This window comes from Lysobacter niastensis, assembly GCF_031457115.1.
GTDB lineage: Bacteria > Pseudomonadota > Gammaproteobacteria > Xanthomonadales > Xanthomonadaceae > Lysobacter_J > Lysobacter_J niastensis_A.
In genome coordinates this window covers 1,732,639-1,757,164 of record NZ_JAVDVY010000001.1, presented here as the reverse complement: position 1 = coordinate 1,757,164, position 24,526 = coordinate 1,732,639, and the positions used below count along the sequence as shown (strand labels likewise).

Annotated in this window: 27 protein-coding genes and 1 tRNA gene; 23 read left to right on the top strand and 5 right to left on the bottom strand. The window is 66.3% G+C overall.

The features are described 5' to 3' along the window. Window positions 1-15: 15 nt before the first annotated feature. From J2X06_RS08060 to J2X06_RS08050, 3 genes are all read right to left on the bottom strand, one after another. The gene (locus tag J2X06_RS08060; protein ID WP_310060607.1) at window positions 16-654 is read right to left on the bottom strand and encodes an OmpA family protein; all 639 of its coding nucleotides are present in this window, start codon (window positions 652-654) and stop codon (window positions 16-18) included. Window positions 655-1,029: 375 nt separating this feature from the next. Further along, complete coding sequence (locus tag J2X06_RS08055) at window positions 1,030-1,827, bottom strand: amidohydrolase (RefSeq protein ID WP_310060604.1); 798 nt, start codon at window positions 1,825-1,827, stop codon at window positions 1,030-1,032. A 16-nt stretch (window positions 1,828-1,843) separates the two neighbouring features. After that, window positions 1,844-2,992, bottom strand: coding sequence for a pyridoxal phosphate-dependent aminotransferase (locus J2X06_RS08050; protein ID WP_310061325.1), 1,149 nt, complete (start codon window positions 2,990-2,992; stop codon window positions 1,844-1,846). Between the two features lie 104 nt (window positions 2,993-3,096). Here J2X06_RS08050 and J2X06_RS08045 point away from each other — a divergent pair, with 104 nt between their 5' ends. The 21 genes from J2X06_RS08045 (at window position 3,097) to J2X06_RS07950 (ending at window position 19,636) form a co-directional block, all read left to right on the top strand. Continuing rightward, complete coding sequence (locus J2X06_RS08045) at window positions 3,097-3,654, top strand: DUF3293 domain-containing protein (RefSeq protein WP_310060601.1); 558 nt, start codon at window positions 3,097-3,099, stop codon at window positions 3,652-3,654. 42 nt (window positions 3,655-3,696) lie between these two features. Next, a complete protein-coding gene (ccmA, locus tag J2X06_RS08040) occupies window positions 3,697-4,365 on the top strand; it encodes a heme ABC exporter ATP-binding protein CcmA (RefSeq protein ID WP_310060598.1) in 669 nt (222 codons plus the stop codon). Next, window positions 4,362-5,054 carry a heme exporter protein CcmB gene (gene ccmB, locus J2X06_RS08035; RefSeq protein ID WP_310060596.1) on the top strand — a complete coding sequence of 231 codons (693 nt, stop codon included), beginning with the start codon at window positions 4,362-4,364 and terminating at the stop codon, window positions 5,052-5,054. Before ccmA ends, ccmB begins: the two co-directional genes overlap by 4 nt. A 112-nt stretch (window positions 5,055-5,166) precedes the next feature. Further along, window positions 5,167-5,919, top strand: coding sequence for a heme ABC transporter permease (locus J2X06_RS08030; RefSeq protein WP_310060593.1), 753 nt, complete (start codon window positions 5,167-5,169; stop codon window positions 5,917-5,919). Next, complete coding sequence (locus J2X06_RS08025; RefSeq protein ID WP_310060591.1) at window positions 5,916-6,095, top strand: heme exporter protein CcmD; 180 nt, start codon at window positions 5,916-5,918, stop codon at window positions 6,093-6,095. The genes J2X06_RS08030 and J2X06_RS08025 overlap by 4 nt, the downstream gene beginning before the upstream one ends. Beyond that, on the top strand, window positions 6,092-6,556 hold the full coding sequence (gene ccmE, locus J2X06_RS08020; protein ID WP_310060590.1) for a cytochrome c maturation protein CcmE: 465 nt from the start codon (window positions 6,092-6,094) through the stop codon (window positions 6,554-6,556). The genes J2X06_RS08025 and ccmE overlap by 4 nt, the downstream gene beginning before the upstream one ends. After that, the gene (locus J2X06_RS08015; protein ID WP_310060588.1) at window positions 6,557-8,506 is read left to right on the top strand and encodes a heme lyase CcmF/NrfE family subunit; all 1,950 of its coding nucleotides are present in this window, start codon (window positions 6,557-6,559) and stop codon (window positions 8,504-8,506) included. Beyond that, window positions 8,503-9,075, top strand: coding sequence for a DsbE family thiol:disulfide interchange protein (locus J2X06_RS08010; protein ID WP_310060587.1), 573 nt, complete (start codon window positions 8,503-8,505; stop codon window positions 9,073-9,075). Before J2X06_RS08015 ends, J2X06_RS08010 begins: the two co-directional genes overlap by 4 nt. After that, window positions 9,072-9,536, top strand: coding sequence for a cytochrome c-type biogenesis protein (locus J2X06_RS08005; protein ID WP_310060586.1), 465 nt, complete (start codon window positions 9,072-9,074; stop codon window positions 9,534-9,536). The genes J2X06_RS08010 and J2X06_RS08005 overlap by 4 nt, the downstream gene beginning before the upstream one ends. After that, window positions 9,536-10,528 (top strand): tetratricopeptide repeat protein, encoded by a 993-nt coding sequence (locus J2X06_RS08000; RefSeq protein WP_310060584.1) that lies wholly within the window; start codon window positions 9,536-9,538, stop codon window positions 10,526-10,528. The genes J2X06_RS08005 and J2X06_RS08000 overlap by 1 nt, the downstream gene beginning before the upstream one ends. A 65-nt stretch (window positions 10,529-10,593) precedes the next feature. Beyond that, a complete protein-coding gene (gene metX, locus J2X06_RS07995; protein WP_310060581.1) occupies window positions 10,594-11,730 on the top strand; it encodes a homoserine O-acetyltransferase MetX in 1,137 nt (378 codons plus the stop codon). A 190-nt stretch (window positions 11,731-11,920) separates the two neighbouring features. Then, the gene (locus tag J2X06_RS07990) at window positions 11,921-12,517 is read left to right on the top strand and encodes a cysteine dioxygenase family protein (RefSeq protein ID WP_310060579.1); all 597 of its coding nucleotides are present in this window, start codon (window positions 11,921-11,923) and stop codon (window positions 12,515-12,517) included. A gap of 348 nt (window positions 12,518-12,865) precedes the next feature. Continuing rightward, the gene (locus tag J2X06_RS07985; protein ID WP_310060577.1) at window positions 12,866-13,318 is read left to right on the top strand and encodes a DUF2214 family protein; all 453 of its coding nucleotides are present in this window, start codon (window positions 12,866-12,868) and stop codon (window positions 13,316-13,318) included. A 48-nt stretch (window positions 13,319-13,366) separates the two neighbouring features. Next, a tRNA-Leu gene (locus J2X06_RS07980) sits at window positions 13,367-13,453 on the top strand. A 177-nt stretch (window positions 13,454-13,630) separates the two neighbouring features. Further along, window positions 13,631-14,842: a tyrosine-type recombinase/integrase gene (locus tag J2X06_RS07975; RefSeq protein WP_310060576.1), complete on the top strand. Its 1,212-nt coding sequence runs from the start codon at window positions 13,631-13,633 to the stop codon at window positions 14,840-14,842. Between the two features lie 92 nt (window positions 14,843-14,934). Then, on the top strand, window positions 14,935-15,507 hold the full coding sequence (locus tag J2X06_RS07970; protein WP_310060575.1) for a hypothetical protein: 573 nt from the start codon (window positions 14,935-14,937) through the stop codon (window positions 15,505-15,507). Window positions 15,508-15,914: 407 nt separating this feature from the next. After that, window positions 15,915-16,454, top strand: a complete 540-nt coding sequence (locus J2X06_RS07965) for a hypothetical protein (protein WP_310060574.1) — start codon at window positions 15,915-15,917, stop codon at window positions 16,452-16,454. Then, window positions 16,451-17,971 carry a YfjI family protein gene (locus J2X06_RS07960; RefSeq protein ID WP_310060572.1) on the top strand — a complete coding sequence of 507 codons (1,521 nt, stop codon included), beginning with the start codon at window positions 16,451-16,453 and terminating at the stop codon, window positions 17,969-17,971. The genes J2X06_RS07965 and J2X06_RS07960 overlap by 4 nt, the downstream gene beginning before the upstream one ends. A gap of 226 nt (window positions 17,972-18,197) precedes the next feature. Continuing rightward, entirely contained in the window at window positions 18,198-18,512 is a 315-nt protein-coding gene (locus tag J2X06_RS07955; RefSeq protein WP_310060570.1) for a hypothetical protein, read from the top strand. Next, on the top strand, window positions 18,509-19,081 hold the full coding sequence (locus tag J2X06_RS18035; RefSeq protein WP_430539519.1) for an HGGxSTG domain-containing protein: 573 nt from the start codon (window positions 18,509-18,511) through the stop codon (window positions 19,079-19,081). Before J2X06_RS07955 ends, J2X06_RS18035 begins: the two co-directional genes overlap by 4 nt. Before the next feature lie 114 nt (window positions 19,082-19,195). Next, window positions 19,196-19,636 (top strand): DUF4265 domain-containing protein, encoded by a 441-nt coding sequence (locus J2X06_RS07950; RefSeq protein ID WP_310060568.1) that lies wholly within the window; start codon window positions 19,196-19,198, stop codon window positions 19,634-19,636. 1,017 nt (window positions 19,637-20,653) lie between these two features. Here J2X06_RS07950 and J2X06_RS07945 read toward each other — a convergent pair. Beyond that, a complete protein-coding gene (locus J2X06_RS07945) occupies window positions 20,654-20,773 on the bottom strand; it encodes a DNA cytosine methyltransferase (protein WP_310060566.1) in 120 nt (39 codons plus the stop codon). A 340-nt stretch (window positions 20,774-21,113) separates the two neighbouring features. Between J2X06_RS07945 and J2X06_RS07935 the strand changes: the two genes are divergently transcribed. Continuing rightward, window positions 21,114-22,880: a hypothetical protein gene (locus tag J2X06_RS07935; RefSeq protein ID WP_310060564.1), complete on the top strand. Its 1,767-nt coding sequence runs from the start codon at window positions 21,114-21,116 to the stop codon at window positions 22,878-22,880. A 211-nt stretch (window positions 22,881-23,091) separates the two neighbouring features. On the opposite strand, the gene J2X06_RS07930 is transcribed toward J2X06_RS07935, so the two are convergent. Beyond that, window positions 23,092-23,958, bottom strand: coding sequence for a pyridoxal-phosphate dependent enzyme (locus tag J2X06_RS07930; protein WP_310060562.1), 867 nt, complete (start codon window positions 23,956-23,958; stop codon window positions 23,092-23,094). Between the two features lie 37 nt (window positions 23,959-23,995). Between J2X06_RS07930 and J2X06_RS07925 the strand changes: the two genes are divergently transcribed. After that, entirely contained in the window at window positions 23,996-24,424 is a 429-nt protein-coding gene (locus J2X06_RS07925) for a hypothetical protein (RefSeq protein WP_310060560.1), read from the top strand. Window positions 24,425-24,526: the final 102 nt, after the last annotated feature.

Genomic DNA, 24,526 nt, shown 5'->3' with positions numbered 1-24,526 from the left:
CGTTCCTGCCGAGTGTCAGGTTTCCGGCGTCGGCGGCGGTTCGGTTGCTTCGGCCGGTTCAGCCGGCTGCATCGGTGTAGCAGGCATGGACTGCCCGCCGCCGCCGGCGTAGTCGACCACCAGCGAGACGCGGCGGTTGTCGCGACCGGCATCGCCGGTAGCGCCCGGACGCACTTGCCGGTTGGTGGCCTCGCCGTAACTCACCGCGCGCACCTGGCCCGCCTGCATTCCGACGGTACCGACCAGATAATCGCGGACCGCTTCGGCGCGGCGCATGCCCAGCTTCTTGTTGAAGCCGGCGGACCCGGCCGGATCGGCGAAGCCTTCCACGGTGATGACGGCATCGGAATGACTGCTGTTGATCGCCTTGGCGAAGTCGTCGAGCAGCGGTTTGTCCTCCTCGCCCAGCGTGGCGTCGCCGGTAGCGAAATGGGCTCCGGTTTCGACACGGATGCGACCGGCCACCTGGGTGACCAGGGCATCGTACTTCTGCGACAACGCATCGATCTGCGACTGCATGCGCTGGTCGGCGGCCCGCAGTTCGGCGATGGCGGGATCGTACTCGTCCCGCTTGATGTAGTTGGTACAGCCGGCAAGCGTAACGGCCGTCACTAGGACGGCCATACCGACTGGGCGTAGTGCGCGAATGGCCATGACATGTCTCCTTCTGGAAGGCCGCGCGCGCAGCGGGCGCGCGGAGGTTGCATACAGGACCGGGGGAAGTCGCTGCAGCCCGTTGGGGAATGTTTCTGCTCTCTTCTTGGCGCAACCTTTACTGGTGACTACGTTGTGAAGTGATAAAGACGGCAATTCAGGAAGTTGAGCGAGCAGTATCAATCGCACAGGCAACGTTAACGGCGCGTTGTATGAATGCGCGCGACAGCGCCGTCAAACGCCAACTCGCACACGTTTCGTATTTTTCGCTGCGACGGCGTCGCGATCGTTCACGCTCGCGACAGGAAGTGGCCGAAGATTCCGCACACGATGCAGTGCACCACGCGCCCTGCGCGTGGTGGCGACAGGCGTCGGTTACCTCAACTCGAAGCTGTCGGCGTCGAGCATGGCCGGGAAGCGCTCGCGGTGCGCGAGCAGTTCGGCCGCCTGCAGGGTGGTCGTGACGACCACCTCCTCGTCGGTGCACTCGCTGATCGGGTGCCCCAGGAAATCGATCACGGCGCTGTCACCTGAGTAGTGCAGGCCGTTGCCATCGGTGCCGACGCGGTTGACGGCCGCCACGAAACACAGGTTCTCGATCGCCCGCGCCCGCAGCAGCGTCTTCCACGGGTAGTTGCGCGCCGACGGCCAGTTGGCGACGTACAGGAGCAGGTCGTAGTCGAGCTGCTGGTCGCGCTCCACGTCGAAGCGGTTGCGCGAGAACACCGGGAAGCGCAGGTCGTAGCAGACCAGCGGGCAGATGCGCCAGCCCTTCCACTCCACCGTCAGCCGGTCGCGGCCGGCGGCGTAGCGCTCGTGCTCGCGGGCGTAGCGGAACAGATGGCGCTTGTCGTAGGTGCGCAGCTGGCCGTCGGGCGTGGCGAACAGCATGCGGTTGAACACTCCTTCTCCGGCGCGCAACTGCACGCTGCCGGTCACCGCCGCGCCCAGCCGGGCCGACTGCTCGCGGATCCAGGCGACGGTCGGGCCGTCCATGGTCTCGGCGCTGCCGATCGCCTCATTGGAGAAACCGCTGGTGAAGGTTTCCGGAAGGATGATCAGGTCGGTCGTGCCGTGCAGCGGTGCGATCAGGCGGCCGTAGTAGTCGCGGTTGGCGGCCGGGTCGAGCCAGCGGGTATCGCCCTGGATGAGGGATACGCGGAGGTTTTCCATAGGCATCACTCCTGGCTCACAGCTTCTGCAGGCGTTCGATGGCCGCATCCAGCGTCGCCTCGTTCTTGGCGAAGCACAGGCGCGCCAGGCGCTGACCCGTCGGCGGGGATTCGTAGAACGGCGACAGCGGAATCGCCGCCACGCCCTTCTCCACGGTCAGCCAGCGGCAGAACGCCGCATCGTCGAGATCGCTGACCGACGAGTAATCGACCAGCTGGAAGTAACCGCCCGGCACCGGCAGCGGCTTGAGGCGGGTGGTCAGCAACTGCTCGCGGAAACGGTCGCGCTTGGCCTCGTAGAACGCGCCGAGCTGTTCGTAGTGCCCGGGCTCGGCGTCGATCATCTCGGCGAACGCCCACTGCGCCGGGGCGAAGGTGCAGAAAGTGTTGTACTGGTGAACCTTGCGCAGCTCCGTCGACAACTCGGCCGGAGCAATGCAGTAGCCCACCTTCCAGCCGGTGCAGTGGTAGGTCTTGCCGAAGCTGGACACCACGAACGCGCGACGGCGCAGCTCCGGGTAGCGCAACACCGATTCGTGCACACGGCCATCGAAGACGATGTGCTCGTAGACCTCGTCCGACAACAGGTAGATGCCGGTATCGCGCAGCAGCGCGGTCAGCTCGGCGATGTCGTCGACGGTGAACATCGCGCCGGACGGATTGTGCGGCGAGTTGATCATCAAAAGCCGGGTTTTGGGCGTGACCGCGGCGCGGATCAGGTTCCAGTCCGGCGCGAACGTTCGCGGATCCAGCGGCACATGCACGGCGCGACCGCCGGCCAGGTCGATCGCCGGTTCGTAGCAGTCGTAGCAGGGGTCGAGCACGATCACTTCATCGCCCGGGTGCACCACCGCCGCCACCGCGTCGAAGATAGCTTCGCTGGCGCCGGATACCACAGTGATCTCGGCATCGGGATCGGGCCGGTAGCCGTAGCAGCGCTGGGTCTTGGCGGAAATCGCCTGGCGCAGCGCCGGGATGCCGGTCATCGGCGCGTACTGGTTCTTGCCCTCGCGCATGGCCCGGTCCAGCGCCTCGATCAGGCGCTCGGGCACGTTGAAGTCGGGAAAGCCCTGACCGAGGTTGACGGCGCCGTGCTCGATCGCGAGCTGCGACATCACGGTGAAAATGGTCGTGCCGACCTTCGGCAGTTTGGTTTCCAGGGTCATTGCGGGCGGGATCGAGCCGAGAGTGAGTGTGGGGATGATGCCGGAGCGTGGAGTGTACGGACCGGCATAGCCTGTCGTCATGACGATCGGTCATCACCCGCCCCATGACTGTCATTGCGCTGACATCGCCACGGGCCGACACTCGCGCCATGCGCGAGCTGCAGATCGTCGATGCCGCCGAATTGGCCACCGCCTACGCCGCCGCGGAGTACGTCGTCGTGCTCGACGGCGACACCCTGCCGCTGCGCGTCGGCCAGCAGGCCAGCGACCTGCAGGCCTATTCGCCGGCACCACACTACGCCTTCATCACCGCCTGGAACCCGGCCTCGGAGCCGCGCTCGGATACCGCCAACCAGGCCGCCGACGCCCTGCTGGTCGCCCAGCTCGATGCCGTCGGAGCAGTCCGTCACCCCGCCTGGGCGCAGGGGCCCGGCGGCGGATGGCGCGAACCGGGCTGGCTGGTGGCCGGGCTCGACGAGAACGAGCTGCACCGCCTGGCGCTCGAATTCGGCCAGGCCGGGGTGCTGGCCTGGCGAGCCGGTGAGCCAGTTCGTCTGCACATGCTGATGCCGCGCCCACCCTCCGCGCGGACGGGGGCGCATACCGACTGGATCGAGGCCGCTGCCGTCGACGCACGCGGGATTGGCTGCCGTCTCGCATAAAATGTCGGCTTCGCGGCCGCCTGTGCCGTAGCCAGCCGACCGATGACCCCACCTGACCGACCTGCCCCGCCGCTGATCGCTGCCCGCGGCCTGCGTTTCGCGCGCAACGACGAGCCCGTGTTCGGTCCGCTCCAATTCGCCGTCGATGCCGGCGAGGCGCTTCTGGTCCAGGGCGACAACGGCGCAGGCAAGACCACGCTGCTGCGCGTACTGGCCGGCCTGCTGCGCGCCGACGAGGGCGAGATCGACATCGACGGCCATCCCGCCGGCCCGGCGCGGCGGGCACGCGCGATCGCCTACCTGGGCCACTTGCCCGGCCTGAAGGCCGACCTGAGTGCACTGGAAAACCTGAATTTCCTGTGCGGCCTGCACGGTCGCCGCCGCGCCCAGCTGCCCGAGAACGCGCTGGCCATTGTCGGCCTGGCCGGCTTCGAGGACGCGCTGGCCCGCCAGCTTTCCGCCGGGCAGAAGAAGCGCCTGTCGCTGGCGCGCCTGTGGATGTCGCCCGCGCCGCTATGGCTGCTGGACGAGCCCTACGCCAACCTCGACCTGGACGGCATCGAGCTGGTGAACCGCATGGTCCAGGCGCACCTGCGCGAAGGCGGCGCCGCCCTGGTCACCACGCATGGCGCCTACGCCGCGCCACCGGTGCGCACACGCATGCTGGTCATGGAGAAACAGGGCCTGGAACTGCGGGAGCAGATCGCATGAACGGTGCAGCCCTGCCCGGCCTGGCCACCGCCGCCCGCGCCCTGCTGACGCGCGACCTGCGCCTGCTCTGGCGCCGCCGAGGCGATGCGCTGCAGCCGGCCATGTTCGCCCTGCTGGTGGTGGTGCTGTTCGCGCTCGCCCTGGGCGGCGAGAAGGAAGCGCTGTCCAAGGTGGCCGGCGCGGTGCTGTGGATGGCGGTGCTGCTGGCCGGACTGCTGGCGCTGGACACACTGTTCCGCGGCGATGCCGAGGACGGTTCGCTGGAACAGTGGATGTTGGCGCCGGTGCCGCTGGCGTGGCTGGTGGCTGTGCGCACGTTCATGCATTGGGCAACCAGTTCGCTGCCATTGCTGGTCGCCACGCCCTTCCTGGGCGAACTGCTGCACCTGCCGCGCGAGCAACTGCCGGTGCTGCTGGCCTCGCTGGCGCTGGGCACGCCTTTGCTGAGTCTGCTCGGTGCGGTGGTGGCTGCGCTGACGGTCGGGATGCGGCGCTCCGGTATACTTGTGGCCCTGCTGGCGCTGCCGCTGTACGTGCCCGTGCTGGTGTTCGGCGCGGGAAGCGTGGCCGCCGCAGCCCAGGGACTGGACCCGGTCGGCGCGCTGCTGCTGCTGGGCGCGGGACTGGCGGTCGCGCTGGTACTGGCGCCGCTGGCGGCCGCCGCGGCGATCCGGATTGCGCTCGGCTAGGCGCGCTGAGTCAAGCGCGCCTCAATTGAGACAGATCAAGCCGCGACACACTTCGGGTCGCGACAATCCTGCCGCCACCCGGGCCTTACGCCCGGGAGCGGGCTGAGAAACGATGAATCCGATCCTGCGCTGGTTCCACAAACTCGGTTCGCCCCCCTACTTCGACCGCTTCGCCGCGCGCTGGGCGCCGTGGGGTTATGGACTGGGCCTGCTGGTGATGGCCTGGGGCCTGTACGGCGCCCTGTTCCAGGTGCCGGCCGACTACCAGCAGGGCGACAGCTTCCGCATCCTCTACATCCACGTGCCCAGCGCCTGGATGAGCATGGCCGTATTCGGGCTGATGGCGATCTACGCCGCCATCGCACTGGTCTGGCGCATCAAGCTGTGCGAAATCCTGGCGATGGCGTGCGCGCCGATCGGCGCTGCCTTCACCCTGATCACACTGGTGACAGGCTCGATCTGGGGCAAGCCGATGTGGGGCACGTGGTGGGACTGGGACCCGCGCCTGACCACCGAATTGATCCTGTTGTTCCTGTATCTGGGCGTGATCGGCCTGTATCACGCCATCGACGACCGCCGCTCCGCCGCGCGCGCCGCCGGCCTGCTGGCCATCGTCGGCGTGGTGCTGCTGCCGGTGATCCGCTATTCGGTGGTGTGGTGGAACTCGCTGCACCAGGGCCAGACCATCCGCCTGCTCGGCGAGTCGAGCATGGACGCCAGCATGATCCCGCCGCTGGTGTGGATGATCGTCGGCACCAAGCTGTGGTTCATCGGCGCGCTGCTCGCCCGCGCCCGCGCCGACAATCTGCGTCGCGAGGCCGGCAAGGCGTGGGTGAGTGCGCTTGCTCATGGAGGCCGAGCGTGAGTTACCTGAACTATGTCATCGCCGCCTACGCGGTGTTCGCGATCGTGCTGGGCTGGGATTTCGTCGCCACCCATCTGCAGATCCGCCGCGAACTACGTGGCGCGCGCCTGCGCGCCGCACGCGAAGCCTCCCGTCCTGCCACCGGCAAGACCGTAACGAACGAGTTGATCCGATGAATCCTGTACGTCGCCGCCGCCTGCTGTGGGTCATCGCCCTGGTGGTGGCCGCCGGCCTGGCCGCCGCGCTGGTCGCGATGGCCCTGCAACGCAACATCGCCTACCTCTACACGCCCAGCGAAGTGTTGCGCGGCGAAGCCGGCGGCCACGCCCGCTTCCGTCTCGGCGGCATGGTCGCGGGCGGATCGTTCCAGCGTACGCAGGGCTCGCTCGAATCGCGCTTCAAGGTCATGGACGGCGACGCCGAACTGCCCGTGGTCTACACCGGCATCCTGCCCGACCTGTTCCGCGAGAAGCAGGCCGTGGTCGCCACCGGCCGCATGCAGGGCGACACCTTCGTCGCCGAGGAAATCCTCGCCAAGCACGACGAGACCTACATGCCCAAGGAAGTGGCCGACAAGATGGGCATGGCACACAAGAAACACGACGTGCCGGCTTCCACCGCACAGGGCACGAAGTAAGTGTGGGCTGAACTCGGCCAGGTCGCCCTGATCCTGGCGCTGCTGGTATCGGTCCTGCAGGCGGCGCTGCCGCTGGCCGGCGCGCAGCGCGGCGTCGCACCGTGGATGGCGATCGCACGGCCGGCGGCGTATGCGCAGCTCGCACTGGTCGCCCTTGCCTTCGCCATCCTCACCTGGGGCTTCGTCAGCCAGGACTTCTCGCTGCGCTACGTCGCCGAGAACAGCAACTCGCTGCTGCCGGTGATCTACCGCTACACCGCGGTGTGGGGCGCGCACGAGGGTTCGCTGCTGCTGTGGGCGTTGATCCTGGCGCTGTGGACGGGCGCGGTGGCGCGCTTCTCGCGGGCGCTGCCCAACGACGTGATTGCCCGCGTGCTCGGCGTGATGGGCGTGGTCAGCACCGGATTCCTCGCGTTCCTGATCTTCACCAGCAACCCGTTCGGGCGCCTGCTGCCGGCCGCCGCCGAAGGCCGCGACCTCAATCCGCTGTTGCAGGACCCGGGCATGATCATCCACCCGCCGATGCTGTACGTCGGCTACGTGGGCTTCGCCGTACCGTTCGCGTTCGCCATCGCAGCGCTGCTGGACGGGCGCATCGACGCGCGCTGGCTACGCTGGACGCGGCCGTGGACCAACGTCGCCTGGGCATTCCTGACGCTGGGCATCGCACTGGGTTCGTGGTGGGCGTATTACGAACTGGGCTGGGGCGGCTGGTGGTTCTGGGACCCGGTCGAGAACGCCAGCTTCATGCCGTGGCTGGCTGGCGCCGCGTTGCTGCACTCGCAGGCGGTGACCGAGAAGCGCGGCAGCTTCCGCGGCTGGACGCTGCTGCTGGCCATCGCCACGTTCTCGCTGTCGTTGCTGGGCACGTTCCTGGTGCGCTCGGGCGTGCTGACCAGCGTGCACGCGTTCGCCGCCGATCCGGCGCGCGGACTGTTCATCCTCGCCTTCCTCGGCATCGTCATCGGCGGCTCGCTGCTGCTGTACGCGCTGCGCGCGCCGTCGGCGGAAGATGCCGGCAAGCCGTTCGAAGCGGCCTCGCGCGAGACGTTGCTGCTGGCCAACAACCTGCTGCTGTCCACGGCCTGCGCGATGGTACTGCTGGGCACGCTGTATCCGCTGCTGGCCGATGCGCTGGAACTGGGCAAGATCTCGGTCGGCCCGCCGTACTTCGCGCTGATGTTCGTGCTGCTGATGGCGCCGCTGGTGGCGCTGCTGCCGTTCGGTCCAGTCACGCGCTGGCAGCGCGAGCAGGTATCCAAACCGTTGGCGATGCTGTTGCCGTGGGCCGGACTGGCGCTGGTCGCGGGCGCCATCGCGTACTTCTTCGCACCGCAGGGGCCGTGGAAAGTGGCCGCCGGCGTGCTGGGGGCCGCCTGGGTACTGCTCGGCACGGTGCGCTTTGTTGTCTCGCGCCTGCGCAGCCAGACCACCGGCAATCGATTCACCGCGGAAATGCTCGGCATGACGCTGGCGCATTTCGGTATCGCCGTGTTCCTGATCGGCGCGCTGCTCACCGAAGGCCTCAGCCAGCAGCGCGAACTGGCGGTGACCCCGGGCCAGACCGTTGAACTGGGCCGCTACGCGTTCCGTTTCGAGGGCGCGGTGCACTCGCAGGGCCCGAACTACCAGGCCGATCGCGGCACCGTCGCGGTGTTCGAAAACGACAAGCCGCTGACCGTGATGCATCCGGAGAAGCGCACCTACGTCAGCGGCGGCCAGGTCATGACCGAAGCGGCGATCGAGCGCGGCTTCAGCCGTGATCTCTACGTCGCGCTGGGCGAGCCGCTCGGTGGCGGAAGCTGGGCGTTGCGCGTGCACGTCAAGCCGTTCGTGCGCTGGATCTGGGCGGGCGCCCTGCTGATGATGCTCGGCGGCCTGGTGACCGCGACCGACCGGCGTTTCCGCCGCGTCGACAATCCTTCGATGCTTCCGGAGTCCGCGCGATGAGCGATGCCGCACCGCAGACCCGCAAGTCCACGATGCGCTGGTTGCCGCTGATCATCGTTGCCGCGCTCGGCGTGCTGCTGTTCGCCGGCGTGATGCTCAGCCGCAACCCCAATCGCGAGGCCCTGCCCTCGCCGCTGATCGGCAAGCCGGCGCCGGCGTTCCGCCTGCCGGTATTGCACGAACCCGGTCGTCTGGTGACGTCGCAGGAACTGCTCGGCGCACCGTACCTGCTCAACGTCTGGGGCAGTTGGTGCCCGGCCTGCCGCGACGAGCATCCGGTGCTGACGCGCTTCGCCGAGAGCAAGCGCCTGCGCGTGATCGGCTTCAACTGGAAGGACGAGCACGCCGACGCGTTGCGCTGGCTGGAGCAGTTCGGCAACCCGTACTTCATGGTGTTGACCGATTACGACGGCAAGGTCGCCATCAACTGGGGCATCTATGGCGCGCCGGAAACCTTCCTGGTCGACGGCAAGGGCGTGATCCGCTGGAAGTACGTCGGGCCAATGACGGACGCGGTCATCCAGAACGAACTGCTGCCGAAGCTGGCGGAAGTCGAGAAGGCGCGATGAGTCTGCGAACCGTGCGCAGCCTGATCGCCCCGGCATTGCTGGCGCTGCTGTTGGCCTTCAACGCATCCGCCCAGCCCGCCAGCGACGCCACGCCGCTGAAGTTCACCAGCGCGTCCGAGGAGAAGCGCTTCAACGCGCTGGTCACCGAGCTTCGCTGCGTGATGTGCCAGAACAACTCGCTGGCCGAATCCAACGCGCAGATCGCCGTCGACCTGCGCCGCGAAGTGCTGGAACTGATGCGCCAGGGCAAGACCGACCGCGAGATCAAGCAGTTCCTGGTCGAGCGCTACGGCGAGTTCGTGCTGTACCGGCCGCAGGTCGAGTCCAAGACCTGGCTGCTGTGGTTCGGCCCGGCACTGGTGCTGCTTGCAGGCGGCGCGATCGTCGTCGGCGCGGTGCGCCGTCGCGCGCGCGGCACGCCGGCCGCGCGCCAGGACAACAACGACGAGCAGGAATGGTAATGACCGGTTTCGTGATCGCCGGCCTCGCGCTGGCCGTGCTCGCCCTGGGCTACGTGCTGCGCCCGCTGTGGCGCACCCGTCCCGTCGCGGGCCTCGGCGCCGTCGCCGGGCTGACTCTGGCCACCGGCCTGCTCTACTTCGCCATCGGCTCGCCGGGCGCGCTCGACCCCGCGCAGCGTCGTGCACCGCAATCGCTGGACGACGCGATCAGCCAGCTCGAAGCCGAGCTGGAGCGCGATCCGAACCAGGTCGAAGGCTGGCGGCTGCTCTCCCGCGCCTATCTCGCCGAAGGCCGGGCTACCCAGGCGCGCGACGCATCGGTTCGCGCGTTGAAACTCATGCCGGACGATCCGGACCTGCTTGCCGAGGCCGCTGAAATGCGCGCCCTCGTAGCACCGGAGCGCAGGTTCGATAACGAAGCCGTGGCGATGTTGAACCGCGCCCTCGCCGCGCAGCCCATGCACCAGCGCGCACGCTGGTTCCTCGGCATCGCCCAACGCCAGGCCAAACAGCCGGCCGAGGCGGCGAAGACGTGGGAACCGTTGCTGGCGATCGTCGATGCGCGCACCGCGGTGAGTCTGCGCGAGCAGATCGATGCCGCGCGAAGCGAGGCCGGCCTGTCGCCACTGCCTGTCGCGGCGAATGCGCCCGGCGGACTCAAGGTCAAGGTATCGCTGGCACCAGCGCTGGCGGCGAAGTTGCCCGCCGATGCCACCTTGTTCGTCATCGCGCGCCAGTCCGGCGGCCCGCCGATGCCGGTGGCGGTCGAAAAACTGCCCGCCCGCGGCTTCCCCGTCGCGGTCACGCTGGACGACGGCGACAGTCCGATGCCGACGATGAAGCTGTCGCAACTCGATCGCTTCGAAGTGCTGGCACGTGTTTCGGCCAGTGGCGATGCAATGCCGCAGACCGGCGACCTGGAAGCCGTCGCCAGGCCCGCTGGCAAGGATTCAGGCGTGATCGAGCTGGTCATCGATCAGATTCGTCCCTGAAGCTCCGGCGCCTTCGTCATGACCACGGGGTGCCCGAATCGGCGTCGCCCCGTTAAGCTTTGCTCATGACCGAATTCATCCCGCCTGGCACCTGCTTCCTCGATCTTCCCTCGCCGTTCCCGATGAAGCGCGGCGGTGCCTTGCACGGGGCGCGCGTTGCCTATGAAACCTGGGGCGTACTCAACGCGTCGCGCGACAACGCCATCCTGATCGTCACCGGCCTCTCGCCCGACGCGCATGCCGCCAGCAACGCGGGCAATCGGGAACCGGGCTGGTGGGAACCGATGCTGGGCCCGGGCAAGCCGATCGACAGCGATCGCTGGTTCGTGATCTGCGTGAATTCGCTGGGCAGCTGCAAGGGTTCCACCGGTCCGGCATCGATCAATCCGCAGACGGGGCACCTGTATCGCCTCGACTTCCCCGATCTGTCCGTCGAAGACGGCGCTGACGCCGCCGCGCACGTCGTGCGCGAGCTGGGCATCGAGCGCCTCGCCTGCATCATCGGCAACTCGATGGGCGGCATGACCGCTCTGGCGTTCCTGCTGCGGCACCCGGGCCTGGCGCGCAGCCACATCAACATTTCCGGCGCGGCGCGCGCGCTGCCGTTCTCGATCGCGATCCGTTCGCTCCAACGCGAGGCGATCCGCCTGGACCCGAACTGGAACCACGGCCAGTACGACGACGAGCGCTATCCCGAATCGGGCATGCGCATGGCCCGCAAGCTTGGCGTGATCACCTACCGCTCCGCGCTGGAGTGGGACGGTCGCTTCGGCCGCGTGCGCCTGGATTCCGATCGCGCCGAAGATGACCCGTTCGGCCTGGAGTTCGAGGTCGAGAGCTATCTCGAGGGGCATGCGCGGCGCTTCGTGCGCCGCTACGACCCCAACTGCTACCTGTACCTGAGCCGGTCGATGGACTGGTTCGATGTGGGCGAGTACTGCGCCGATCGCGCAGGCAATCCCGGCGATACCGACACGCGCGCCGGACTGGCCGCGATCCATGTCGAGAAGGCGCTGGCGATCGGCGTCCAAACCGACATCCTGTTCCCGTTGCAGCAGCAGGAGGAGATCGCCGACGGTCTCCGCGCGGGCGGCGCCCAAAGCGAATTTCTGCCATTGCCCTCGCCGCAGGGACACGACGCGTTCCTGGTCGATATCGCCCGTTTCGGCCCGGCCGTGGCCGGCTTCCTCGAAAGGCTGTAGGCGGGCCTGGCCCGCCGCGACATGGTCTGCCGTTGTTTCAGATATCTCCGTCGGCCGAGCCAAAATCCGCCCTACGCTTGCGTATCGCAACGGGCCGAGTCTGAATCGTGCAATTGAATCGCGCCAACTCGGCCGCCACAGTTTGATCACACTCAAGCTTCGACCGTATCCGGCACGGTAGAATTGCAGCATGAACGCCAACGACGCGCTGCCCGACCTCGATTTTCCCGGCCACGACAAGCTGGTCGCCGCCATCGACGCCGCGGTTGTCGCCGGCGACGAGCATGCCGTCACCGCCGCGCTGCGCAGCACGCTGTGCTGCATGATCCGCGACCGCGACGTGCAGTTGCCCTCTTGCGTGCACGACCCGATCGAAGACCACTACGCGCGCCGCGAGATCTACCGCAGCCCGAACCACGGCTACAGCGTGGTCGCGATGACGTGGGGGCCCGGCCAGGGCACGCCGGTTCACGATCACTGCGGGCTTTGGTGCGTCGAGGGCGTGTGGGACGGCGAACTGGAAATCACCCAGTTCGAACTGCTCGAGCGCGACGGCGACCGCTTCCGCTTCCGTGCCGCCGGCGGCATGCATGCCGGCCCCGGTAGCGCCGGCAGTCTGATCCCGCCGCACGAGTACCACACCATCCGCAACGCCAGCGACAACTCCGTCGCGGTGTCGCTGCACATCTACAAGGCACCGATGGAAGCGTGCTCGATGTTCGTCCCCAACGAGGGCGAATGGTTCGCGCGCGTGGCCAAGGAACTCAAGACCGACGAAGCGGCCTGAGTTTCTCGGTTGGTCGCTTGCGGCTGCATGCCTCGTGTCAAACACCGCTCCGTTCGCCCCGGCGTGGAGCAACGGCGAACGCAAAATGGATTCCAGCTTTCGCTGGAATGACGGCGCGACGACAACACCGCCGCGAGTCATCGACAACGATCTTGGTCGTCATCCCCAAGGAAGCTGGGATCCACGACCTTGGCCATCATCCCAACGAAAGCTCCACGACCTTGACCGTCATCCCAGCGGTCGTTGCTTGCGGATTCCCCAGGCGACAGCGCAGTCGCCGGACGAACGTCCCGGAAGCCATCGCCGCCATCGGCTAAGCTCGCCGCTCCGTCCTGCCGGGCCTCCCCGATGATGACCGACTTCCTGCTCGCCGCCCTGCACCACCTGCTGGTCTACGCCATCGTCGCGATGCTGGTCGCCGAATCGGTGCTGCTGCGCGGCACGGTGGACCGCAGCACGATGCAGCGCCTGGCCGGCATCGACCTCGGCTACGGGCTGTGCGCGATGCTGCTGATCGCGGTCGGCGTCTCGCGCATCGCCTTCGGCATCAAGGCCTACGACTTCTACCTGCACAACCCCTGGTTCCACGCCAAGATCGGCGCCTTCCTGCTGGTCGGGTTGCTGTCGATCCTGCCGACGGTGCGTTTCCTGCGCTGGCGCAAGGCGCTGGCGGCCGACCCCGCCTACCTGCCCGATACGGCCGAAGTCGGAAAGATGCGGGGCATCGTCCGCTTCGAACTGGTCCTGCTCGCCGCGATCTTCGTGTTTGCCGCGGCCATGGCTCGTTACGGCGGGTTCTGAGCACCTGGCTGCAGCAAGGCGGCCGCGTCGGCTATACTGCGCGCCCGCGCCGGAATGGCGGAATCGGTAGACGCAGCGGACTCAAAATCCGCCGCCCTTAAAAGCGTGTGGGTTCGAGTCCCACTTCCGGCACCATCGCAAGATTTCAGGAAGTCCAAGGAAGTCCCGGAATCCCCGAAGAGCCCCGCAAACGCGGGGCTTTTTAGTTCTGCACCGTCCAAGGCCGTCCCATTGAATCCGGCCCCGACCGGGGGCATGCTTGGGGGCATGGGCTACCCCTGCGGGGTTTGTGCCCAATTCTGGGGGCATAGCATGGCGACAGGAAACGGCAAGCTCACGGCGCTGTACGTAAAGAATGCGAAGCAAGGTAAGCACTTCGACGGCAACGGCTTGTACGTGGAGGTGATGCCCAGCGGTTCGCGTCTGTGGCGCATGAAATACCGGCACGCCAACAAGGAGAAGCGGCTGGCATTCGGCGCCTTCCCGGAGGTGAACATTGCCGAGGCGCGCGACAAGGCTGCCAAGGCGCGCGCACTGCTGCGGGACGGTATCGACCCAAGCGCAGCCAAGGCCGAGAGAACTGCATCCGCCAAGCGTGCGGCCTACTCAGTCTTCCCATTGGTGGCCTCGTCGTGGCTGGCAAAGATGAAACCAGGATGGGCGGATGAGACACACCGGAAGGCGGCCTACGTGGTCGATACCTACCTATCCCCTGCCCTCCGCCGTCAGTCCGTTGCCACACTGACGACGAAACAAGCGGCCGACGCATTGGCCGGCATTCCCCCATCCTTGGCCGCCAAGGCACGGGGCTACCTCAACAACATCGTGAACCATGCGATCCACGAAGGACTACGCGAGGATGGCCGACTGCTGTCTCTGCGTGGCGTGTTGCCCAAAGCCGAAAAGGGCCATATTCCCGCCGCCGTAGACCTGGCCGACGTACGGAAACTGACTAAGGCCATCGAGGACTACCCCATCGCGGTAACGCGCGCTGCGCTCAAGGTCGCGATGCTGACCGCCCAGCGCCCCGGCACGGTAGCAAGGATGGAGTGGGCCGAGGTCGATCTGGATGCGGGCGAGTGGTCCATTCCCGCCGCGAAAATGAAGACTCGGCATGCTCATATCGTGCCCCTGCCGGCGCAGGCAGTGGAAGCGCTGCGCGGCCTGCTGATCTATACCGATGGAAAGCGCTACGTATTCCCGCCGCTGTACCAACAGGCCACCGAACACCTGCACCGCGACAGCCTGAGCAATGCCCTGCGCAAGATGGGGTTCCAAGGCGTGCACGCGACTCACGGCTTCCGGGGCATGTTCCGCACCGTAGCGCGCGAACGGCTGAACATCGCGGCGGACGTTTTGGAAGCCCAGTTAGCCCACGCGAAGAAGGATGAAATCCAGAAAGCCTACGACCGCACTCAGTTCCTTGACGAGCGCAAGGTGGCGATGCAGCGCTGGGCCGACTATCTCGACTCGCTACGCGCAGACACTGGAAAGGTGATTGGATTTAGACGCAAGGCCGGATAAACCGCGCAGCCGCGCCTAGCCCGACGGGGCGAAAACGCCGGTCACCCTGCCGGCGCTGGCGCGGCCTCTTATCAGGGGGCGTGAGGGTGCGCATGACGGAAGCGACAAGCATCTGGAGCTATTGGGGAAACGTTGCCACGGTACGGCTGGAGGCTGCGGTGTTGCTGTCATGCGGCATTGACCCAAGAGGGAAGGATGAGACTGAAATACGGCAGCTTCCATTTGCGAATGCTAGGTATCAAATCGCGCGCTCGCATATACAAGATGGCACGCTGCCGACCTATGCCACCGTCGAAGATCGCCACTATGTACGCGGGTTTAGCACAGGGGTGAAGCTGGCCGAGTTTCGGGCATGGGGCGAATCCCTGCCGTCACCCTTCACCTTCCCAGATGAATTTCCGAAGGCGGCTAAGCCGGAGCCGGCCGCGTCCGCTGCGCCGGCTGGTCGCTGGCCGTGGGGCGAGCATGAAACCCAGTTGTTGCGGAAGCTGTCCGCTGCCGCAGACAGGTTCTGGAAGCTCTACGACCCGGAGGATGCATCGACCGCGCCGACGAACGATGCTGTTGTGGCATGGCTGAAAGAGCAAGGCGTCGCCGAGCGAAACGCGCAAGTCATGGCAACAATCCTGCGCGCCGACGGCCTACCGACAGGGCCAAGAAAATAATTCCCGTCACCCACTAGAGCCCTTTCTGCGCACACCTTTCAGGGCTTTTACGCAGTTCCCGCCACCCATTTCCCGCAGTGGACTGCAGCTATTCGCAGAACTTTTCAAACCTACTGTACTGAACCGTCCAGCCAATAACGGCCAACATAGGACGGCGCAATGCAAATCTCCAACCACCTCCCAGAAACTGGCTACCTGCGCCTGTGGCAGATAGTCGGCAAGCCGGCAACGGTTGACCGCCCGGGCACTCCGGGCCTGATTCCGGTATCCCGTTCGACCTGGTGGGCTGGCGTCCGCTCCGGCCGCTACCCGCAGCCGACACGCGCACTAGGGCCACGAATTACGGCGTGGGCAGTTGAGGACATACGAGCCCTGATCGAGAGCGTCGCCAGCGCAAAGGCGGCGGCATGACCTACCAGAACGAACGCGCCCCGGCCGCTGTGAACGGCCGGGGCGCAAGGAATGGCGGCGAGCGATTCCATGTCCAGAATGCCAGCGCGGAACCGCTGCTGCAACGGGTGGAGGGCGTCCAGAGAAGCGGCAACGGCTGGCGCGCGCGCTGCCCGGCCTGTGGTGGTACGTCGCGCAAACTGGCTATCGCCGAGAGTGAAGGCCGCGTGCTGCTGCATTGCTTCTGCTGCGGCGACGCAGCCGCGATCCTGGCCGCCGTTGGCTTGACCTGGGCCGATCTGCAACCACCCCGGCACTTGCCGGAATCGCCAGAAGAAAGGCGCAGGGCGCGGCGCGCGATCCGGGAGGCCGGCTGGGCGTCCGCATTGGCCGTGCTTTCCATCGAGGCGACCGTAGTCCGCATTGCGGCCGCGCAGGTAGCCCGCTGGCAACCGCTAAGCGAGGACGACGATAGGCGCGTCGCGCTGGCCGTGGAGCGTATCGACAGGGCCGCTGCCGTCATGGTCGAGGCGAATTCTTGGAGGCCGGCGGCATGAGCGCGATTTCTTCGATTGAAGCGCGCGCCCTGGCTACGCTGGAATCTGTGGCATACCGCAGCGCACCGGAACCGCTGCGCAGGCCGACGCCGCCCCCTGAGCCGTACCCATTGGCCGAACTGGGCGACGTGTTGAAGCCGGCCGCCGAGTCCATCCGCCGAGTGATACAGGCACCGGACGCGATCATTGGCGGTTCGCTGCTTGCGGCGGCATCGCTGGCGGCACAGGCACAAGCCGACGTGCATATCGACGGACGCACAATCCCCCTGTCCCTTTGGGTGCTCAGCGTGGCCGAATCGGGCGAACGCAAGTCCGCCGTGGATTCGGAAGCGATGCGGGCGGCGCGGGAGTATGAAAAGGAACTGGCAAATGCCTATGCCGAAGATTCGGAACAGCACGCCGCAGACGTGGCCGAATGGGAAGCGCGACGTGATGCCGCAAAGACTGAGGCAAAGAAGGCCAATGGCGACGGTATGGCCGATAATTTGCGCAAGCTGGGGCCGGCTCCACCTGTGCCACTGCTGCCGCGCGTGACGGCCGCCGACTTCACCGCCGAAGGGATCTTCCGGTTGCTGAGCGAAGGCAGGCCGGCCATCGGCGCGTTCACCGATGAGGCGGCACTGGTATTCGGCGGGCACGGTATGGCGAAGGAAAGCGTGATGCGCACCGCCGCGACGCTGTGCAAGCTGTGGGATAGGGGCGAGCTTGATCGAGTACGCAGCGGCGACGGCGCAGCGAAGCTGTACGGACGCCGGTTCGCGTTGCACCTGCTGGCGCAGCCAGTCATTGCCGAACGTGCGCTGTCCGATGACGTGCTGGCCGGGCAAGGATTCCTTGCGCGCTGTCTGCTGGCATGGCCGGAAGGCACGGCTGGGACGCGGACATATCAGGCCGAAAGCCTGCGCGATGACCCTGCCGTGCAACGGCTGGCCACTATCCTGCTGGTACGGCATCGGCTAGCGCTGCCTCTGGCCGAGGGACAACGGCAGGAACTGGCCCCCCGCGCGCTCGTGTTGGACGCCGACGCATTCGCGGCATGGCGCACGCTGCATGACACCGTGGAAGGGCACTGTGGCCCGTCCGGGCGGTTCGCACAAGTAAAGCCCTGGGCGAGCAAGACGCCAGAGCAGGCGCTACGCATCGCGGGCGTGCTAACCCTGCTGGAAAATCCGGACGCGAACAGGATCGGCAAGGCCACGATGGAGAGAGCCGGCGAACTGGCCCTGTGGCACTTGAACGAAGCCCTCCGGCTGGCCGGGACGGCGGAGCTATCCCCGGAAATCCGCGACGCCGACGCCCTGCTGCAATGGGCGCACGCGACGGGGCGCAGCACAATCTATTCCCGGCTGGTGCTGAACAAGGGGCCGAGCCGCATCCGGGAACGTGACGCATTCCAGCGCGCTATTGGCGAGCTTGTCCGGGCCGGCTGGGCGGAGCCTATCGAGGGCGGGAGGCGCCTGGACGGCGCACACCGTCGCCACGTTTGGCGGATCGTTCCCGCCAATGAGGGCCGCTGACATGGGGCGGCTACTGGATGCGCTGCGGGTAGGCTCAGAAATCGGCGAGTCTGCGACTTCCGCGACACCTGCGACTTTTCCCGGCGATGAGGCCCTAGAGTCGCAGAGTCGCGAGAGTCGCAGAGGGGATAGGTCCGAGAATCCCCATCGCACGCCCCTGCTGGCCGCGAATGACGCACCGACGGGGTTTTGTCAGTCCCCAAAAAGTGGCTCGGAGTCGCGCACCTTGCTGCTGCGCCTGGCCGCCGACGAAATGCTTCCGTCCGCGCTGGCGCTGGGCCTGCCAGATGCCGACGTGGCTGCCTGCGACGGCCTGCCGGATGACACCCTGCGGGCCTACCTGCGCGTGCTGCACCGTGGCGCAGACATGGACGCCGGCATCGTCCCTGCGAGCTACACCCAAGCGGCTCACTGCGACGGCTGCGGGCCGGTCTGGCTGTGGCCGGAAGCGCCCTCGCGTTTGATCGCCTGCCCTTGGTGCTTTCGCCGCAAGGCCGGGCGACCGATCCCGCGCCCGCCTGCTGACAGAGGGGAACAATGATGGGCGATGGCTACCTGAGCAAGAACCGGGCGCACCTGGCCCGCCTGCAACGCAAGCGACGGGCCGGGATGATCCGGATCGACTACATGCCAGGGCCAGAGGCGTTGGCGATCATCAAAGCCAAGCGGGCGACTGTCCGACGCGGATCGGCGGCGGCGACAAATAGCGCTGTCATCGATGCCATCGTGGCCGAGTGGGCAGTTTTGGCCGGAATAAACAAAGGCGGAATAGAACGGCCCATGACTTCGGCGGAAGCGGCCGGAATTTGCCAACCATTCCGCGCGCGCGCGTATGACTTCGATGCAAACCTGCCAAGTTGGGCCGCGACGTGGCTCGCTCATAACCGGGCGAAGCAGTCGGCGCGGCGGGTAGTGTGCGGTGCCAGGCGTCACCGCGACGGCCGACCCTGCCAAGCCAAGAGCGAGCCTGGAAAGCGGCGCTGTAGGTTCCATGGCGGCCGATCTACCGGCCCTCGCACGGCCGAGGGCAAGACACGCGCGCTGGCAAACCTTAAGCAGAACCGCTCGGCAACGGTCCGCGCTGGGTCCGGTTATACGCCGGCTTGTTAGCCGGACCGAGTTTGCATAAGCTCACTTGAAATCAATGGGTTACATCCGCTTCTTAGGATGTGTCGCCGGATGTATAACCGGACCCACGGGTCCGTCTATTAGGTAGTTAGGCGCATGACCGAACTTACTCGCAAGCTTCAATTTTCACTCGAGATAGATGGCGATTGGCCACCTATTTCAAGTGAAGCTGTCTGGTGCGACCTGGTGGGAGCTTCATTTCAGCTTCGAAATGCGCCTTTCTTCATCAAAGGCCTTGCGGTTAACGACATCTTTGAGGCTGAACCTGACCCAGTCAACGGCCATATCTTTGAGTTTCAGGTTACTGAGCCATCCGATCACTCCCTTATTTGGATTCTCAACAACACTCAAGTAGACGCTGATCCAATCCTTGCTCAGCTCAGGGACATCGGCTGCTCAACCGAGGGCCTGCAAAGATTCTCGCTTTATGCCGTTGATGTTCCGCCGCACGTTCCAGATCAAGAGCTAAACACTCTGCTGGACACGGCTGAGAGCACAGGGCTTGATCTTGCCTTTCCGGTTTGGAGGCGCTCGTGAGGCTCCCCCATCATGCGCCTAACAATTCATTCAAGCCGAAGCCGCTTCGCGGCTCGGCTTAATTCAGGCGTTATGCCATTCCACGAACTCATCAAACCGCGATTTCTGCACGGCACTCATTGCGGCATTAATCCTCCCAAGCTTCCAATCCTGGCCCGCCCCCCTCTTGGCGCCGGGGCCGCCGGTCGACCCTATTGCCCATCAAGTGGCGTCCACTCAACGCAGGCAGGCCCGAGCTCCGCAGACTCGTACCAACGATCACCGTCCAGGCACAGATAGGGTGCGTGTTGGACACTCTCTTGCTCCGCCTTCATCGCCTCGATCTGCGCCTCAATCAGTCGCATCCTTGCCTCGTGAGCCTCCCGCTCCTGCCGCCTCCGTTGACCCTGCTCGTACCCCCGTTGGAATGATTCCCCAATGTTCCAATTCTGGATTGGAGGCAGATTGATCGGCGCGCGAGGAGCCACCTGAGGCGCCTGGGGTTGCTGCTGCACTTGATTTAGGGCGCACATCCCGTTGAAGCGCCGAGCCTCCGCCTGACAGGTCTGAACGTCGTGGTAGAAGCACATCGGTGGCGCGTTGCTGTACACGCAGAATGGCGCGGTACCGTTCGCTACCGCCACACCCGGCGCAGAAAGTAAGAGAAGAAACGCCCATGCCTTCATAAAATGCCTCCCCCTAGGCATATCGCGAAATGCCGCAACCTTTAGCTGCCGCTGGGGCATTCTACGTCACCCAAGCCCGCCCATTCCGGGGGCATATTCGGGGGCACGTCAACCGCAGTAGCAAGAGAAACCACACAAAATTGCGCCACTTTCGTCAACGGTTCGAGTCCCACTTCCGCACCAATAAAAGCAAAGGCTTAGCCGCAAGGCTAGGCCTTTTGTTTTTACGGCAAATGCCCGTGTACGGTTTGTGTACGAAAGCGGCACTCATAGAGTCCTGCACATGCTACCGACCCGGCGCGAGACCTATTCCGCGGCACGTCCGGCTCTACCGGTAGGCGATCGCTTACCTTCAATGGCGAGCTGCAGCGCACGGAGGAACCGCATTGCCGATCTGCTTGAACGCTGGATTCATGGTTCCGCTGAACTTGAATCCATCAGGGAATGACTGCAGGCGAGCCGCCTCACGCACAGAATCGCTGCGCCGAACCAACGCAGCCTTGATTTACCGCCGAACGAAGAACCTACGTGCCGTCCAGTTGCTCCTGGGGTATACGAAGCTGGAGAGCACAGTTCGCTACCTCGGAATCGAGGTCGATGACGCCCTTGAGCTAGCGGAGCAAACGGAAGCCTAAGGGAGATGGGCCAACGGTGCTGCCGGCGCCGTTGGCCTGGCGGACGGCTGCTTCCGACCCTAAGCGGACATCCCGCGTCACGAGTCCAGGCCACCGGCCGCACGCGCCCTCGCGGAGAAGCCTGCTCAAGTCGCGCGCATGCCGGTCGATGGATATGCTGGCAGGCAAGGGGGAAACATGAAATCAAAACTGAATTGGGGCGCCACGCTGCTGGCGCTGGGACTGTGGCTGGGCGCTCTGCTGGGCGCGAACGCCGGGGAAGTCGATGCGTCGAAGTGGGGCGTCTACCAGCGCCTGGCCGGTACGACGCGACAGCCCGACGACGCGGGCGGTTATTGGATGCGCTGGCGTTGGAGCCAGGAAGGCACGGAGCTGCTCGAGGAATACATCAATCCGAACAAGGACAAGGACAACGCCGCCTATACCAATCGGATCACCCTCGGCGAGCGCCCCGGCGAGCTGTTGCTGAAGTCGTCGGTGCTGGGCGGCAAGGAATGGGCGGGGACGCTCCAGTCCGACGGCAGCATCGTCTTCGTCGGCAAGGGGTTGATCAAGTGGACCTACCACGTGGTGCTGACGCCGGAAGGCGTGTTCGAGTCGCGCCGCGCCAAGGTGCGCGATGGCGTCCTCGTCTCCGAGGATGCCGCCACCGCGTGGACGCGCTACCCGTCGTCGAAGACGGATGCGCCGGCTGAGGCGGCCTATGCGGCGACATCGCAGGCGCCTGCACCGACTGCACCGACAGCCCTCGCTGCCGCTCCGGTCGCGACCGCGGCCCCGGTTGCCCAGGTCGCTGCGGCAGCGCCCGTCAGTGACGAACGCCCGGAAGAGCGGGCACGTCGCCTCTTCGGCCCGATGACGGCACTGGTCGGGCAGGCGTTCGTCTACCACTACGGCTCGGCGTCGTTTGGCCTCGCCGAGGACGGCAACGTCTTCATCCTCACCGGCTTCTGGGGTACGGCGCGCCTGCGCGCGGGTCCGGATGGAACCCTCCAGTTCCTCGAGCTTCCGGAGCGGACCAAGCGCGCCATCGCCCATCTGGCGAGCGATGGCTCGCTGGTGATGGAGCTGACGTACCCGGGCAGCTTCACGGTCCAAGGCGGCACGCTGCGCCATACGCTCACCGCGAAACTCGATCGGCCTGGCTTCGACGACTATCAGGAGTGGAAGAACGGCGGAATGCGGCTGGGCGGGCGCAGCTATTCGTACTTCGACTCGAGGGAGTACTACCCCGACAACGAGGCGAACCGGAGCGAGCAGAAGTTGTTGGCTGCCGAAGATGAGGTGAGGGAGCAGCAACGGCGCGCGGAGCGCGAGGCCGAGGATGCGGCCATGTTCGGCGCCATCATGAGCGGCCTGCAGCAGGGCGTGGCCGAGGCGCAGTACCAGCAGGCGCAGGCCGATGCCCAGCAGGAAGAGATGCAGGCACAGTTGCGCCATATTGCGGAACAGCAGGCCGAGCTGCAGGCGGCGCGCGAAGCGAAGGAACGCGAAGACGCACAGCCGGTGACCTATGCCAGCGCCGCACCGACGACGGCGTCCAGTGCATCCGCACCGCCGGCGACGACGGCTTATCGGTCACTGTCCGGATCGGGCACGGGTTCGTGGGAGCGCGCTTCGGGTGCGTCGACGCTGAAGAGCGAATCGCCGGCAGTGGGTGAGGCTTCGACGCGCAACGACCCCAACACCTGCCTCACGCCGCCGGAGGCCAGTCCTCACCGCTGCGGCGACAAGACCGGCACCAAGGCGATCGTGGCGAACCAGTGCGACTACCCGGTGGACGTGCGCATGTGCTTCATGACCGACCGTGGCTGGAACTGCCAGGCCAATTACGGCCTCAACCCGGGACGCACGTGGGAACCGGGCTGGTGCAGCGCGATCAGCAACGAGGTCTTCCATTCGGTGCGCTACAGCGACAGCAAGGAAAAGCTGGCGAACCCGTGATACGCCAAAGCCCCAGCCAACGACCTGGTCGTTGGTGGGGGTATGTCGCGGCCCGCTAACTCGTAAGCGGCTCGCGAGGACCGGACCGCTTTTACACGTGGACCGGCGCCCGGTGGACAGGCACGGCAGACGCGGCGGCAACGCCGGCAGTGTCCGCAGCGAGGTGGCTGGCCTGTGTCCTCGACCGCAGGTTGGAGCGGTTCTGGCGCCGTCATAGCAGGTGGCGCAGCGTCGGCAGATACTTCTCGCTGGAGCCGGTGTTGACCGCGACCACCCGCTCACCGCGCCGGACGAGGCCGCGGTCGAGTAGCTGCGGTAGGGCCGCGAGGCAGGCTGCGCCCTCCGGCGAGATCCAGTCGTGCGTGCGGCGCCACGACGCTGCGAGTTCGGTTTCGATCTCAGCTTCATCGACCGCGACCGCCGCGCCACCGCTCGCCCGGATGATGTCCAGCACGCGGAAATGACCGACGCCGCCGGGCACGTTGAGACCCACCGCGAGGGTCTGGCCCGCCTCGACGACTGTCGTGTCCGCCGCGCCGTCGTCGAACGCACGCACGAGCGGGGCAGTTCTTGCGCTCTGCACGCACAGCATGCGCGGGCGTCGCCCACCGATCATGCCGATTGCCTCGAGCTCGTCCCACGCCTTCCACATGCCCAGCACACCGGTGCCGCCGCCGGTGGGATAGATCACCGCATCGGGCAACGACCAGCGTGTTTCGCCCGGCACCGGCTCAGCGAGTTCGAGGCCGAGCGACTTCTTCCCCTCGATCCGCCACCCCGGTTCCTGAAATGTCGCGACCGAAAACCAGCCATTTGGGATGTAGCGCTCCTTGAGGAACGCGCCGGCCTCGCGGATGGTCGGGCCGACCAGCTCAAGCATCACCCGATCGGGATAGCGCTTGGCGGCCGCGGCGACGCCGCCGAGAATTGGCATCGGCGTGTCGTCCGGCATTGCGACAACGACGCTCAGTCCCCCTTCGAGCGCGTAACGTACCAGCGAATCGCCGGCGTTGCCCTGCGTCGGCACCGCGAGCTTGGTCAGGCCCAGGCGTCGCGCCTGAGCGGCGACCATCGCCATACCCCCGATCCTTGAAGCTTTGCGTCGGGTTCGCGCCGTGGCCGGGATGCGCCTTGCCTTCGTCCTTGAGCTGCAGCGCAAGGCCCGCCTTTGCCGCGACCGGATGCGTCGAGTAATCGAGCAGCGGCGTCGCGCCTTCGCCGAGCGGGACGAGATGCGCGGCGTCGACCGGATCATCGGCATCGAGCGCCATCAACGCGCCAAAGCGCCACAGGTCGCGACGCTGCGGGCGATACCACGCCGCATCTGGTTTCTCGCGCGCCAGTCGCTCGAGGTCGAGCACCATCTCGACCGGCCGGCCGTCGACCGGATCGAGGTTCATCGGTACGTCGGCGGAATACTCGACGCCCGAGGCGATACCGCGAACGCAGCGTACGTAGGACATGGGCGGACCCGATCGGAGGTCCGTCGTTGTCGCAGCCCCGCGCCCGGATTGCAACCGCGCGCGGCTCTCCCTGTTCGTTAAATGCGGGTGGGCGTGGGCTGTGTGAGGCATTGACCGGGGGCACCCGAGGGCGCTCGCGTTCGGCCCGCCGTGGCGCTGAACTCAGACACCGGAAATCCATAC

Coding starts and splice junctions, on each gene's coding strand:
- J2X06_RS07960 (WP_310060572.1), top strand. CDS start 16,451: ATGAGCGCGATTTCTTCGATTGAAGCGCGCGCCCTGGCTACGCTGGAA.
- J2X06_RS07975 (WP_310060576.1), top strand. CDS start 13,631: ATGGCGACAGGAAACGGCAAGCTCACGGCGCTGTACGTAAAGAATGCG.
- J2X06_RS08055 (WP_310060604.1), bottom strand. CDS start 1,827: ATGGAAAACCTCCGCGTATCCCTCATCCAGGGCGATACCCGCTGGCTC.
- J2X06_RS07950 (WP_310060568.1), top strand. CDS start 19,196: ATGACCGAACTTACTCGCAAGCTTCAATTTTCACTCGAGATAGATGGC.
- J2X06_RS07930 (WP_310060562.1), bottom strand. CDS start 23,958: ATGGCGATGGTCGCCGCTCAGGCGCGACGCCTGGGCCTGACCAAGCTC.
- J2X06_RS08045 (WP_310060601.1), top strand. CDS start 3,097: ATGACTGTCATTGCGCTGACATCGCCACGGGCCGACACTCGCGCCATG.
- J2X06_RS08050 (WP_310061325.1), bottom strand. CDS start 2,992: ATGACCCTGGAAACCAAACTGCCGAAGGTCGGCACGACCATTTTCACC.
- J2X06_RS08010 (WP_310060587.1), top strand. CDS start 8,503: ATGAGCGATGCCGCACCGCAGACCCGCAAGTCCACGATGCGCTGGTTG.
- ccmA (WP_310060598.1), top strand. CDS start 3,697: ATGACCCCACCTGACCGACCTGCCCCGCCGCTGATCGCTGCCCGCGGC.
- metX (WP_310060581.1), top strand. CDS start 10,594: ATGACCGAATTCATCCCGCCTGGCACCTGCTTCCTCGATCTTCCCTCG.
- ccmB (WP_310060596.1), top strand. CDS start 4,362: ATGAACGGTGCAGCCCTGCCCGGCCTGGCCACCGCCGCCCGCGCCCTG.
- J2X06_RS08060 (WP_310060607.1), bottom strand. CDS start 654: ATGGCCATTCGCGCACTACGCCCAGTCGGTATGGCCGTCCTAGTGACG.
- J2X06_RS07935 (WP_310060564.1), top strand. CDS start 21,114: ATGAAATCAAAACTGAATTGGGGCGCCACGCTGCTGGCGCTGGGACTG.
- J2X06_RS18035 (WP_430539519.1), top strand. CDS start 18,509: ATGATGGGCGATGGCTACCTGAGCAAGAACCGGGCGCACCTGGCCCGC.
- J2X06_RS07985 (WP_310060577.1), top strand. CDS start 12,866: ATGATGACCGACTTCCTGCTCGCCGCCCTGCACCACCTGCTGGTCTAC.
- J2X06_RS08005 (WP_310060586.1), top strand. CDS start 9,072: ATGAGTCTGCGAACCGTGCGCAGCCTGATCGCCCCGGCATTGCTGGCG.
- J2X06_RS07965 (WP_310060574.1), top strand. CDS start 15,915: ATGACCTACCAGAACGAACGCGCCCCGGCCGCTGTGAACGGCCGGGGC.
- J2X06_RS07990 (WP_310060579.1), top strand. CDS start 11,921: ATGAACGCCAACGACGCGCTGCCCGACCTCGATTTTCCCGGCCACGAC.
- ccmE (WP_310060590.1), top strand. CDS start 6,092: ATGAATCCTGTACGTCGCCGCCGCCTGCTGTGGGTCATCGCCCTGGTG.
- J2X06_RS08000 (WP_310060584.1), top strand. CDS start 9,536: ATGACCGGTTTCGTGATCGCCGGCCTCGCGCTGGCCGTGCTCGCCCTG.
- J2X06_RS08030 (WP_310060593.1), top strand. CDS start 5,167: ATGAATCCGATCCTGCGCTGGTTCCACAAACTCGGTTCGCCCCCCTAC.
- J2X06_RS07970 (WP_310060575.1), top strand. CDS start 14,935: ATGACGGAAGCGACAAGCATCTGGAGCTATTGGGGAAACGTTGCCACG.